General features: G+C 69.2%; 10 protein-coding genes and 2 tRNA genes. 6 read left to right on the top strand and 6 right to left on the bottom strand.

Annotation, left to right across the window (positions count from 1 at the left end):
- Positions 1–72: 72 nt before the first annotated feature.
- Positions 73–462, bottom strand: coding sequence for a hypothetical protein (locus tag E0H26_RS15380; protein ID WP_131304330.1), 390 nt, complete (start codon positions 460–462; stop codon positions 73–75).
- A 275-nt stretch (positions 463–737) separates the two neighbouring features.
- On the opposite strand from E0H26_RS15380, the gene E0H26_RS15375 reads away from it, so the two are divergent.
- The 3 genes from E0H26_RS15375 (at position 738) to E0H26_RS15365 (ending at position 2,870) form a co-directional block, all read left to right on the top strand.
- Positions 738–810, top strand: a tRNA-Asn gene (locus E0H26_RS15375).
- Between the two features lie 364 nt (positions 811–1,174).
- Positions 1,175–1,251: transfer RNA gene (locus tag E0H26_RS15370), tRNA-Ile, on the top strand.
- A gap of 137 nt (positions 1,252–1,388) precedes the next feature.
- A complete protein-coding gene (locus E0H26_RS15365) occupies positions 1,389–2,870 on the top strand; it encodes a hypothetical protein (RefSeq protein WP_131304329.1) in 1,482 nt (493 codons plus the stop codon).
- Positions 2,871–2,932: 62 nt separating this feature from the next.
- Here the strand turns inward: E0H26_RS15365 and E0H26_RS15360 are convergent, their stop codons facing one another.
- Both E0H26_RS15360 and E0H26_RS15355 read right to left on the bottom strand, forming a co-directional pair.
- Positions 2,933–5,509, bottom strand: a complete 2,577-nt coding sequence (locus E0H26_RS15360) for a helix-turn-helix transcriptional regulator (RefSeq protein WP_131304328.1) — start codon at positions 5,507–5,509, stop codon at positions 2,933–2,935.
- Between the two features lie 207 nt (positions 5,510–5,716).
- Positions 5,717–6,058: a cupin domain-containing protein gene (locus tag E0H26_RS15355; protein WP_131304327.1), complete on the bottom strand. Its 342-nt coding sequence runs from the start codon at positions 6,056–6,058 to the stop codon at positions 5,717–5,719.
- Positions 6,059–6,988: 930 nt separating this feature from the next.
- Here E0H26_RS15355 and E0H26_RS15345 point away from each other — a divergent pair.
- Entirely contained in the window at positions 6,989–7,615 is a 627-nt protein-coding gene (locus E0H26_RS15345; protein ID WP_131304445.1) for an Eco29kI family restriction endonuclease, read from the top strand.
- Here the strand turns inward: E0H26_RS15345 and E0H26_RS15340 are convergent.
- On the bottom strand, positions 7,572–8,222 hold the full coding sequence (locus E0H26_RS15340; RefSeq protein ID WP_240742192.1) for a very short patch repair endonuclease: 651 nt from the start codon (positions 8,220–8,222) through the stop codon (positions 7,572–7,574). The genes E0H26_RS15345 and E0H26_RS15340 overlap by 44 nt on opposite strands.
- 172 nt (positions 8,223–8,394) lie before the next feature.
- The gene (locus tag E0H26_RS15335; RefSeq protein WP_240742191.1) at positions 8,395–9,681 is read right to left on the bottom strand and encodes a DNA cytosine methyltransferase; all 1,287 of its coding nucleotides are present in this window, start codon (positions 9,679–9,681) and stop codon (positions 8,395–8,397) included.
- A gap of 124 nt (positions 9,682–9,805) precedes the next feature.
- Here E0H26_RS15335 and E0H26_RS15330 point away from each other — a divergent pair, with 124 nt between their 5' ends.
- A complete protein-coding gene (locus E0H26_RS15330; protein WP_131304325.1) occupies positions 9,806–10,543 on the top strand; it encodes a GIY-YIG nuclease family protein in 738 nt (245 codons plus the stop codon).
- Positions 10,544–10,798: 255 nt separating this feature from the next.
- Here the strand turns inward: E0H26_RS15330 and E0H26_RS15325 are convergent, their stop codons facing one another.
- The gene (locus E0H26_RS15325) at positions 10,799–11,521 is read right to left on the bottom strand and encodes an SDR family oxidoreductase (protein WP_131304324.1); all 723 of its coding nucleotides are present in this window, start codon (positions 11,519–11,521) and stop codon (positions 10,799–10,801) included.
- A 101-nt stretch (positions 11,522–11,622) separates the two neighbouring features.
- Between E0H26_RS15325 and E0H26_RS15320 the strand changes: the two genes are divergently transcribed.
- A complete protein-coding gene (locus E0H26_RS15320; protein ID WP_206025152.1) occupies positions 11,623–12,462 on the top strand; it encodes a LysR family transcriptional regulator in 840 nt (279 codons plus the stop codon).
- The last annotated feature ends 123 nt before the right edge of the window (positions 12,463–12,585 follow it).

Below are 12,585 nucleotides of genomic sequence, written 5' to 3'. Positions count from 1 at the left end.
GCCTTCCCTGACGTGCGCAGACAGCAGCCGGGCCCGACCGCCAGGTTGGCGATCGGGCCCGGCTGGACGTGGCTACAGGCTGGTGCCGTTGGTGCCCGAGCCGGACGGCTTGCTGCGGGGGGTGCTCGACGTCGAGCTCGTGGTCGACCCCGACGAACTGGAGCCGGACTTCGCGCCCGCCGTGGCCGGCGTGCCGGCGAAGGCGTCGTCGGCAGGGGTCAGGCCCTGCTTGCCGTTCTGGTTCAGCTTCTCGCCCAGCTTGGAGTGGCCGAGCTTGTCCTTGCCCTCGTGGTAGAGCCGGCTCGCCTGGGCCTGTGCGACCCCAGCCGCCTCCTGGACGGTCGGGTGGTCGAGCACCTTGCGGCCCCGGACCACCAGTTCCTCGTACTTCTCCCGGCCGGCACGGGCGCCCAGGACGAACCCTGCAGCCAGCCCGCCAAGGAACATGATCTTTCCGCGCATGGCGGCTCCTCTCGTACCTGACGCGCCGTCGACCCGCCCTCGAACGCCGGGGGCGGGGCCGACCAGTTCGCGCCTGCGTCCTGTCGTCGGCAGCTAACTACCCATCCTGCTCTTTGCTCATGCCTCCTTGTGCCGCGATGGCGATTTGTCCTGGGCAATCCCGTCGCCTCGCCCACCGCTCGCGAGGGTAACCCCCTGGACCAAGACCCCCCGGAATCCTGTACTCTTGTGCCCGGCGCGCGGCGCGGAGAGATCCGCACCGAGCGGCAACGCAGTCCCCCGTAGCTCAATTGGCAGAGCAGCCGGCTGTTAACCGGCAGGTTTTTGGTTCGAGTCCAAACGGGGGAGCCTCCGCTCCAGCACGAGATGCCCACCGCCCTGCCGGTGGGCATCTGCCGTTACTGGCCCTCGGCACGTGCGGCCCCTGAAGGCTGGTCGACGGGCAGAGCAAGGCTGGTCGACGGGCAGGGCTCCGCGCCGCCGAGCGAGGCCGTCCGTGACGCAGCCGCCCCACCAATCCGGGCAGTCGGCGGGCTCACCCTGCTGCTTCTGCCCGGAAAACCGGATGTGGGGTGTGGATCGGAGTCGGCTGCGTGCTCGCTGTTATCCTCGCGTTGCCCATCGTGCTGCCGGCACGGGGGCGACGCCGGTGAGAAGCGGCTACCGGTGCTGGCCGGTGATCGACCGGGCGGGATAAGATCCGGCCCGTGCCGGGGCGGTAGCTCAGCCGGTTAGAGCAGGGGACTCATAATCCCTCGGTCGCGGGTTCGAGTCCCGCCCGCCCCACCACAGATTTGGAAGTCAGTCTCAACGTGAGCTTCGAGCCCCGCCACGCGGCGGCCTGAGTCGATCACGGCGCTGCGCGTCGCACGTTTGAGTACGCGCTACTCAGGACGTGCCTGCGACGGTTCCTTAGGTTCGCCCTCATGATGTCCTCTCGATCCGTCCTCTACTCCGGTACGTGGTTCCGGCGCACACTGACGACCCTGACCTTCGGTGCCCTTCTGCTCCCAACGATCCTCGCCTCGTCGGCCGGCGCCGACGACGGTCGACGCAGCGATAAACTCTCCGACCTGCGGCTGTGCGACCTGTCCGCCTGCTATCTGGCGTTGGGGGTCGTGGACTCCGACGGCGACGGTGTGGCCGACGCCGACGAGATCGTCTCCGGCTACGACCCGCTCGACCCGGCCAGCACCCCGCCGCTGTCCCTTGTCCTGGACGCGACCCTCGCCGGGAAGCTGCCGACCTACGAACTCGGGTACGGCACGTGGGCCGTGTTCCCGGAGGAGTTCGTCAAGGGCCTCGAAAAGAAGTGGTACGACCTCCAGGGCCGGCCCGGGGGCGTCGGATCGAGCCTTCCGTCGCAGGTCTTCGGGATTCCCACCCGCAGGGGCAGCCTCGCCCTCGCCGGGATCGACGACGGTCTGCTCAAGGGCCTCGGCATCGAAGCGCCCTGGAAGACCGGCTTGACCTTCGGCCTGACCCTCGACAGCGCCGGTAAGAAGATGGGAATCGACCTGGGCCGATTCAACGGCAGCTGGTACGGCGCGTACGACGGCGTGACCGGGTGGTGGGCAGCCAGCCACGGCGGCGAGAAGAACTCGAGCACCGACAAGGACACGAGAGTCACGGAGTACGGCGACGGGTCCTCGTCGAGAACCTGGGACGGTACGCCGGGGTGCGACGGACTGTGCACGTCGAGCAGCCGGACCGAGTACTACGACAAGGATCTGAACACGGCGGGGTCGTCGACCGACGAGGCGTACTACGACCTGAACGGCAGGTACCACACCGACCGGACGCAGCGCGACCAGAACGGGAACGTCGTCAAGGAGACGCACACCACCCACGAGAGGAACAAGGAGGGCGGCACGACGATCACGAAGGACACCACCGAGTACGAGCGCGACGAGAACGGCAAGGTCACCGGGACGAAGAAGACCCACACCGAGCGGACGGTCGACAAGGACGGCAACGAGACCTCGTCGACCACCACGACGCAGAAGTGCGACGCCAAGGGTGAGAACTGCCACGACGGAATGACCACCGGCGAGGAGGTCACCGGCCTGGTCCTGCCCGGCACGGCCTGGCTCTCGCACCAGGAGGCGTCCGCCGCGCTCGCCAAGGTGCTCACGATGAAGGGCGCGACGGTCACCCCGGTCCAGGACGCCCCCACCGTGATCGGCGTCCTGACCGACGACGACGTCAACGCGGCCCTGCACCGCCGGGACCTGATCTCCCTGTTCTCGGGCGACGACATCGCCACCCACGTCGGGGCGATGGTCCTCGGGGGCGGCTGGAACAAAGCCAAGCCGGAGACCCGTCCCGACCTGCCCAGCCCGCTCGACGGGGCGACCGGCAGCGGGGGTCCCGGCGGAGGCTGCTCATCCGGCCCCGGTACCTGCTGAGACCGCTGTCCGACGGCGGTGCGGTTGTCGCCGCAGACGTCCGCCGTGCCGCCGTCGGAGAGCTACCGGTTTCCGATCCCGTACCGGGCAAGGTCACCCCTGGAGGTGATGCCGAGCTTCGCATAGGCACGGGACAGGTGGTTCTCCACCGTCCGCACCGACAGGACCAGCCGCTCGGCGATCTCGGCGTTCGTCGCCCCGCCCGTGGCAAGCTCGGCGACGAGGCGCTCGCGGGAGGTCAGCGGGTCGGTGGGCACGGGTGACCGGCCCAGCAGGGGAGTGGGCGGGTCACCCACCCCGTGCGCAAGCTCGTCGGCCCGTCTTCGGGCGGCAGCCGCGGCCCGACCGGAGACGCACCGGGACGCCGCCGCTGCGGCCTCTGCCGCGTACAGGGGCGAACCGACGGCCTCGAAGGCCGTCGCGGCCGCCAGCAGGGTCTCGGGGCAGGCGCGCTCCAGCCCGGTGGCCAGGGCCAGGCGCGCCGCGCCGACCGGGGATCCGACGGCGAGCGAGGTCAGCCGGGCGCGTACCCCGGTGCCGTCGTGCATCCGGAGGCGCTCGTGCAGGATCCAGGACTCGGCTGCCACCGCCCGTTCCTGCGCGGCTCTGGCCTGGCCCTGCCGCAGCAGGTCGCAGGCCAGGGCGTGGTGGCCGTCGGCGTACGCCGCCCAGCCCAGCGCGATCGGGACGGTGTGGCGCAGGAATCCCAGGCCCGCCTCCGGCGAGCGTAGGTGCGTCACCCACGCCGGATCCGGGGTCAGGCCGCGTGAGCCGTGGGCGACGGTCAGCACGGACAGGCAGACCCGGGTGCAGTCGGTCATCCCGGCGGCCACCGAGGTCACGAGGCTGCGCCGCGCCCAGAGCGTCGCATCGTCCAGGTGTCCCGCCTGTAGCCGGGCCGCGCCGACGCACAGGGCGGCCCAGGCGCGCTCGAAGACCACGCCGTCGGCCAGCGCGCTGTGGTAGGCCCGCTCGGCGGTGTCTGCGGCGTCGTCGAGCCGACCATGCTCGCGCAGGGCGTGGCTCGCGTACACGAGCAGCTTGTCGCGGGTCCCGGCAGCCACCTCCGGCCCGGCCGCCGTGACCTGGTCGAGCAGTTCCTCGATGACGGCGACCGCCTCGCCTGTCTGTCCGACGTGGGTCAGGGCGTTGCTGCGGCTCGTCGCCAGCATGGTCCGGATCGGCAGCGGCAGCCTGGCGTGGTCCCCGACGGCGGACGCGAGTGCCAGCGCCTCGTCAGGGAACCCGGCGTATGCCAGGGCGTCAGCTTCGGCGACCGCGAACAGGGCGCCGACCGGTGCCCCGGCAGGGTAACGGGCGGACTGCTCCCGCAGCACGTCCCGGGCGGCGGGCAGGTCGTAGCGACCCCAGAGGATCACCTTGTGCAGGGTGACGGCGAGCAGAGCGGCGTCCGCGCCCGGCGGGGTGCGGTCCAGCGCGTCACGCAGGACGGTCACGGCCTCGTCGGCGCGCCCGGTCTCCCAGAGGGTGACCGCGAAGACGAGGGCGGCACCGACGGCGACCTCCGGGTGGGCGGTCCAGACGTCCGGGACTCGGTCGAGGCAGGCCCGGGCCAGCCGCACCGCGACGTCGGTCGCGCCGCCCGCCGCCGCGACCCGCGCTGCGGCCAGCAGGTGCCCCGGTGCCACGGCCTCCCCGGCGTCCAGGCTCAGCACGGTGCACCGTACGTGGTCGTGCGGGGTGAGGGTCCGGGCGACCGCGAGGTGCTCGCGAAGCACCGCCCGCCGCCGGGCGGGCGACAGCCCGTCCCACAGCACCTCGGCGAACAACGGGTGGACAAACCGCACGGTCTCGGCCGTCCAGACCGCGATCCCGTGGGTGACCAGGTGCTCGGTTCCGACGAGGTGCCCGGCCTGCTCGACCTCTCCGTCGTTCGCCCGACCGGTGGCGGCCAGGAAGCGGGCGGCGGCGACGGCGCTGTTGGGCAGACCCGCCAGGCGGGTCGGCAGGAGGCTGCGCAGCCCGGTCGGGACCGGTAGCGGCCCGACGGCGTGCCAGCCGACCGTCGAACGGTGCAACGCGCCGGAGCGTCGTGCGCCGTCGAGCAGCTGGGTGACGAACAGGGCATTCCCGCCGGTCCGGCGCCATACATCGTTGACCACCCCGGCGTCCACCGGGCCGTTGAGGAGCGTGTCGATGAGTTCCTCGGTCGATGTGCGGTCGAACGGCGCAATCGGCAGGACGAGGGTGCTCGACGACGCCGCGAGCTCGGCCACGACGGGCGGCACGCGACCATCGGTGGTCCGCACGGTCCCGACCAGGGTGCGTCCGGCGTCGCGGGCGACCCGCACCGCGACGGCCAGGGAGACCTCGTCGCACCCGTCCAGGTCGTCGACCGCGAGCACAGCTCCGGCTGGGACCGCCCGGAGCACCTGGGCGACCATCTCCGCGAGTGACGTCGTCGCAGGGTCAATCAGGTGTGCCAGAGCCGCCAGCGGAACGTGTGAAAGCCCGCGCGTGCCCCAGGCGCGGACCGCAGGGAGATCGGTGGACACGGCGTCGAGCAGCCGCGTCTTGCCCACGCCGGCCTCGCCGGTGACCAGGACGACATCCGTCCGTGGATCGCGTACTGCGGCGAGGACGTCACCGAACTCCTGTGTCCGGCCGATCATCGTCATGCCGGGATCATCTCCCACTCCCCGCGGTGCACCAAGCGTGACGACCGGCGCCAACGGGCATCCCCCGGCGCTCGTGAGCTGGACACGTCCAGCGGCAGCGGGTCACCAGCGATCGTGGCGGTGTGGTTCGCTCGGTGGAGACGGGGCGGGAACGCCGGTAAGCGTTCGGCGGCGGCATCGCTGTCGTCGGCAAGACCGCCGTACGCGTCAATGGGCGGGCACCGAGACACACACCATGGTGGTGTCCTCCAGCGCCTCGACGATCCCCGGCGCCTGCTCCGGCACGTGCACGTAGTCGCCGGAACGAACCGTCACGGCGTCGCCCTCGACACCCACCCGCAACGCTCCGCTGATCACCACCCAGACCTCCGCGTACGCAGCCGGTAGGTCGGCACGCGCTCCGGCGGAGAAGTACGCCGTGTAGGCGCTCATCGACCGGCCGACCTCTTTGACGAGACCCGGCGCGATAAGAATCCGGTCACCGAAGCGGACAGCGTCGTCGTCGATCATCGAGCTGAATCGGCGGACCCGCGCGGACGTGTCAGACATGTCGAAACCCTTCCTGATGGAGGGTCATGTGTCGAGGTCGGCCACGGCGGTGACGTGAACGGGCGGGGCCTGGAGCCCGAGCTGCCGTGCGATCGCCGGGATCTCCGGGTCCGCGAGGAATCCCGCATAGTCTTCCGCGTCCCAGTCGAAGACGGACCATACCCGGTGCGCGTCGTCGGGATCGAAATAGACCTGGGCGCGCCGGCAGCCGTGCTCACGCCGCTTTCCGCACCGACAGTGGTGAACACTTCAAGGAAACGGGCTGGGTCGGTGACCCTGGCGATGGTGACGATCACCTGTCTGCTCCTCAGCTCCGTCGGCCGACGCCGACTGCGAACTGGACCGTAGAACGTCAAGTCTGGTTGAAGTCAAGGGCGGTAGGCGGAAGACCCGAACGAAGCGACCATTTGGGGAACTGCTGCTGGCGACCCGGACGGACAAAGATGACGGGGAGATCCGCCGTCACAGCGACGTTCCTGGCGGGCGTGCGCTAGGAACTCGGTGTGTCGGTCCCGTCGCATGGGACCCCGATACCCAGTCGCACCTGCGTCGTCTGCCCTCGCGACCGGATTGTCAGCGGTAGGCAAGTTGCCTGTGCAACCCACGTGCCGCCGACAAAGGCCAGCCACTGGGTCTCGTCATCGACAGATGCGCAGGCACGCACGCGGGCACTCACGGCTGGCACCGTCGAGGAGCCCCATCCGAGACGTGCCCTCTCCTCCCACCCGGGCGCCACCCGAAGCTCAACCACCGCACCGCTGCGTACGACCAAGCCCCATTTGGCGAACAGCCGGGCTGCCGGATCCGCTTCCCCCGATTCCTCTGCTTGAAGCACTATCTGGTCGCGCGCCGGCGTGCGCCGCTCGTCGGGCAGACGCGCGTGCAGCCCCTGGACGGCGTGGCCCACCGCCTCGATAGCCTGTGCGGGTGATGGACCCGCAGCCCGCGTACTTCGACCCACTGTCGACCAAGGATCTAACGACCATCATCTGCGGCCGCTTCGAGCGAGAGCCGCTGCGGTCGTTGAAAGCTGAGTTGCCTCGATTCGACGGGTCGGGATTGTACGCTATCTATTGCGTGGGGCCGGGTAGTAATCTGTACGAGCCCTTGATCTCCCTCACGATCCCGATCTATGTGGGTAGTTCGCATTCACATAGCAGCGCTACTGGTGACCCGGCATCCACCGCTGATCCTCTGTGGAGGCGAGTGAGGGGGCATCGGATATCCATCGCCGAGGCGGGCAACCTTGAGGTATCTCAGTTCGGCGTCCGGCTTCTACGCATGCCCGATGTGCATTGCGACCTCGGAGAGAACGGCCTGCGTGTCGGCTACCGGCCGGTCTGGAACAGCATCCTGACTGGATTCGGCAGCAACGAACAGGGAGCGAAGACCAGGACCAGTGCGAGGAGTAGGTGGGATACCGTTCATCCGGGCCGGAAGCGCACCTTCGGCCAAGAGGCCCATGACTCCGGAAAGCTGCGAGCTCGAGTCCAGGAACGGGTGGCCGAACAGGTCAATGGCTATCACCTTCTGCCCTGGCGATCTTACGGCGTATGATCTCGCCCTGGCCTTGCCGTGCGATTCTGGCCCGAACCGCCTCGGCTACCCGTTGAGCCGCCTCAAACGGTTCCTCGTGTTCCCAGACGCGAATGACCATCCATCGCTCGGCGGCCAGCAGGCTGTCGGTCTGGACATCGCGCGCTTTGTTGCCCGCGAGCTTCTCGGTCCAGAAGTCAGAGTTGACCTTCGCGGGCCGGTGGTGGTCGGGACACCCGTGCCAGAAGCACCCGTCGAGGAAGACGGCCACCTTCGCGCGGGGAAAGACGACGTCGGCCGTCCGCCGGATCTTTGGAAGGGGGCGTACTCCGACTCGGTAGCGCAGGCCCAGCCTGTGTATCGCCGAGCGGAGCGCCAGCTCGGGTTTCGTGTCGCGGCCCTTGTTGCCTCGCATGACCGATCGGACGGCGGGCGACGACGCCCAAGACGCCGGCTGGCGAACGCCGCTCGTGGGGGCCTCGTCGGCCGCGACGACAAGGGTTAGTGATCGCTTGTGAGCGAGGCGCCAGGCCATCGCCAAGTTCGCGGAGCGGGTCTGCTCTGCCACCTCGCCGACGTACCGTTCGTGAGTCTTGCCATCGACTGACCAGCGGAGGTACGCGTACACGCGCCGACCCTTAGATGGCAGCCGCAGGCAGATCGATCCCACGGCGGAATCACCATCGGGCAGCGCGACCATGCGCGCGTCGCGGCACCCAGCGGCTAGGTCTTGTTCCTGCCGACGAGCCGTGGCCGACAGCCCTCTTGGCGCCCGCCACGCCGCGTCGGCTGGCTTGGCCTCACGCCAGCGACTCGTCATCGGGCCGCCCACCCAGCTCGGCTGAGCCGCGATTCCGACGAAGGGTCTCGGCGACCGCGTCAGCCACCGTCTCGGCTAGCCGGACCGGAACGGCGTTGCCAAGCTGACGCATCTGCTCGCCGCGAGGGCCTTCCAGGCGCCACTCATCAGGGAAGGTCATAACGCGCGCCGTCTCTCGCACGGTCATGTAGCGGATCGTACCGTCATCCTTACGCATGACCGTTTCCCCGCCAGGTACTCCGTGGACCCCCGCCTTGACGGTCTTCGCGGGAAGGTCGAGGTCGTTCGGCGTGTGCCCCGGGTACTCGCGAGCCCCCGGCCAGAAGCAGTGATGCAGCCAGGGGGGATTCTCCTCCTTCACGCCGACCGGTTCCGGTAGTCCTCGGATGGCGTCGCGCAGCGTGCGCCACCGCTCCGTTTTGCCATCGAACGGAGGGAGGGTCTCCGCGACGGACTCGGGGCGAGGTCGTAGGCCGTGCTCCTCCCAATACTCGCCGCTGTCCTGCGCGTGCAGGAGGGCCAACTCGGAGTGGCTCGGCTCGGGGAAGTTCCACTCGCCGACCCCCAAGTCCTTGCGGAAGGCCACGACGAACACCCGCCAGCGAACCTGCGGAACGCCGTAGTCCGCCGCGTTGACCAGGTGGTAGGTGACGTCGTAGCGCTCCGTGAGGTCCGAAGCCTCGGTCTCTAGGGCGCTGACGAGTCGGATCTGGTGGTCACGCCAGTCCTCGCCCTCGCCGCGCTGCTCGAAGGGTGCCTTCAGCTCGTTGATGATGTATTCGTAGTACGGCTTGAACGATGGGCGCAGCAAGCCCTTGACGTTCTCGGCGATCACCGCGAGGGGGCGAGTCTCCCGAACGGCGCGGAACAGTTCCGGCCACAGATTACGGTGATCGTCGTAGCCCTTGTGCGCGCCGCCCAGACTCCAGGGTTGGCACGGGACGCCACCGGCGATCACGTCGACATCCCCTCGCCATGGTGTGAAGTCGACCTTGTGTACGTCGCCCTCGATCAGGGGCCATCTGTCGTCTAGGTGGGTCGGCGGGGCCGCGTCGGAATCGAACGCTAGAGCCTTGTTCCGTAGCAGGGTCGCGCACGCGCGCTTGTCCAACTCGACCGCGAGTAGGTGTCGGAAGCGGGCGTTGTGCATGGCGATGGCCAGCCCGCCGCCACCGGTGAACAGTTCGATGCTGGTGCCCGCCTCGCGGACCGGCGAGGTCGTCTCCGGGGGCGCTGCGGCTTGATCGGGTTCAGCGGTGATCGTCACGGCTAAACCATACCGCGGCCGATTGATCGACTCGCTTCACGGCTCGGGTGTGTCCGTCGAGTAGGCTGACGAAGATCTGATTTTGATCGATTCGCCTACGCGAGCGTGGAGGTCGCTGTCGTCCATGCCCAACAGCGCTGAGTTCCGACTAAGCATCACCCGGGCACTCGGTGACCAGCTCGCCACGGCGTTGGATGAGTTGACACCAGCGCCCCTCAACCTGATCAACCTCGCCGCCATCTCTCCGCGCCCGGGCGTGTACCAGCTCTACGAGGACGCCCGCTTCGTCTACGTCGGCAAGGCGGACAACTCATTACCCGGCCGACTCATGGAGCACCTGACCAAGATCTCGGGCCGCCTGCACGTCGGCCGTATGATGTTCACCTGCATCTACGTCGAGGAGGATCTCCACGCCGTAGCGCCCGAGAAACTGCTGATCGCGCGCTACAGGGGTGAGGGTCAAGCACCTTGGAACAACAACGGGTTCGGCAACAACGACCCCGGCAAGGAGCGAGACACGACCGACTTCTCCAAGAAGCCGCATCATTTCGACGTCATGCACCCGGCGAACCTCGACTGGGTCTGCGAGAGCGTCACCCCCGGTCGCTACACGGTCGCCCACCTCCTGAAGCGTCTCAAGGAATCCCTCCCATACGTCTTTCGATACCAACAGGCACCGTTCCACAAGCAGGTGTTCGTCGACGTCACGGCCGAGGGGCAGACCGCCGACGAACTCTTCCAAATCGTGGCCTGGGCGATCGCGGACGTGGAGCCGGCCTGGCAAATCACCGCGTTGCCCGGATACGTGATCATGTACCCGAGGAAGGGCCCGTATCCGAGCGCGCGTCGCGTGTACCCATGACCGCCTAGCCGCCGCTCACCCGAGCCAGCGCCTGGCTCGTGTTCCGGTTAGCTCCCGTGCCTCGATCCGCTCCAAGAAACGATCAGCGCGCGGCTGGTGACGGGTTGGCGTGCCGGGAGGCGGTGCGGACCTGGCTGCGACGCCGGCACCGTACCGTCGACCGACCGTCCTGCCGATCATGGAGTTGTGGCACCCGTGAGCGGGATGGATGCACCGACCACAACTCCATGATCGACGGTTGCGGGCTGGGTGGAGCTACCAGGGGATGACGCCGTCGTCGTTGAAGAACGAGCCGGTCGGGCCGCCGTCGGGCAGGGTGGCGAGTCGGATCGCGGTTGCCGTGGCCTGCTGCGGCGGGCGGCCCTGGAAGCCGGTGAAGTCGGTCGCGACCAGGCCGGGGCAGGCGGCGTTGACGAGGATGCCGGTGCCGGCGAGTTGTCGCGCGTAGTGCACGGTGATGGCGTTGAGGTACGACTTCGTCGGCGAGTAGGCCGCCATGATCGGGCCGATCTCGATGGTCGGATCCGCCTGCCAGGTCACCGACCCGACGCTGCTGGAGATGTTGACGATGCGCGGGGAGGCCGAGCGTCGCAACGACGGCAGCATCGCGTTGGTCACCCGGATCACGCCGTAGACGTTGGTGTCCACGACCTGGCGGACGACGTCGAGGTCGAGCGTGGTCGGATCCTGGGTCCATCCCGGTCCGGTCTCGCCGGAGATGCCCGCGTTGTTGACGAGGACGTCCAGGCGTTCGATCAGCTCGGCGGCCTCGGTGGCGCTGCGGTCACTGGTGACGTCCAGCGGTACGACGAACGCGTCGACTCCGGTGGCGTGCAGCGACTTCACGGCCGCCTCCCCCCGGGCCCGGTCGCGGGCTCCCACCGCGACGCGATAGCCCAGGGCGCCCAGCCCTGCCGCGATCTCGTATCCGAGTCCCTTGTTCGCGCCGGTCACCAGCGCGGTCTTCTGGTCGCTCATGACGACGATGGTGGCTCGGCGGCCAGCGGTGTCGTTACACCGTTCCGGTGCGCTGTCATACCTGGTCGGTATCACCGCAGTATCGTCGGACCGTGGACCCGCTGGAGACCCGCGAGCTCAGGTACTTCGTCGCAGTCGCCGAGGAACTGCACTTCAGCCGGGCAGCCGAGCGCCTCGGCATCGCACAGCCGCCGCTGTCGCGGGCGATCCAGCAGCTCGAACGGCGCCTCGGGGTCACCCTGCTCGAACGCGACCGCCGCGGCGTCACCCTCACCAGCGCGGGGCAGCTACTGCTCGGCGAGGCCCGAGCCATCCTCGACGCGGCCGCCGCGGCCGCCCGCCGTACCCGACGGGCCGCGTCCGGAACGAAGCGGCTGATCCTGGCGACGAAGGCCGGCGCGAACCACGAGCTGTTGCGGAAGCTTCTCGACGCCCACGCCGCCGAACCTGACGCGACCGAGATCGAGGTGCTGCTGTGTGGCATGGGAGATCAGGCGCGAATGTTGCGCGATGGCCGCGCCGACGTCGCACTCATGCAGCGGCCCTTCGACGCCCTCGCCGGTCTCGACACCGAGGACCTGCTGACCGAGCAGCAGGTCGCCATCCTGCCCGCCGGGCATCCGCTCGCCGCGCGTACGTCGTTGACCATGGCTGATCTCGCCGCCGTACCGGATCTGCCGGTCGCCCGCTGGCCCCGTCACGACGGCAGCTACGAGCCGGGCCCCGGCCCGGAGATCCACGACCAGGCGCAACTGGCCCAGCTGATCGCGCTCGGGCGCACCGTGGCCGTTCTCTGCGCCTCCTCGCGATCGTGGCTGTGGGACGCGCACACCGCCGTACCCCTGGCCGACGCACCCCACGTCACCACCGTCCTCGCCTGGCCCCCGCACAGCCGCTCCCGGGACGTCGCCGGGCTCGTCCGCACGGCGGCCCGGCTGTAACGAGGACCGCGCCAAACCATCCCACCGCGTCACCGGCGGTACGGCCTCCTTCCACCGGCCGGACCACAGCTACAACCTGGAGGCATCCGCCTGCTATCAGCCGGTCCCCGGCACCCAGCGCCG

Origin of the sequence: Micromonospora zingiberis, from assembly GCF_004331455.1 — a bacterium.
In the GTDB taxonomy this organism is placed as follows: domain Bacteria; phylum Actinomycetota; class Actinomycetes; order Mycobacteriales; family Micromonosporaceae; genus Micromonospora; species Micromonospora zingiberis.
The sequence above is the reverse complement of the archived record's forward strand: the minus strand, read 5'-3'. Positions and strand labels throughout refer to the sequence as shown.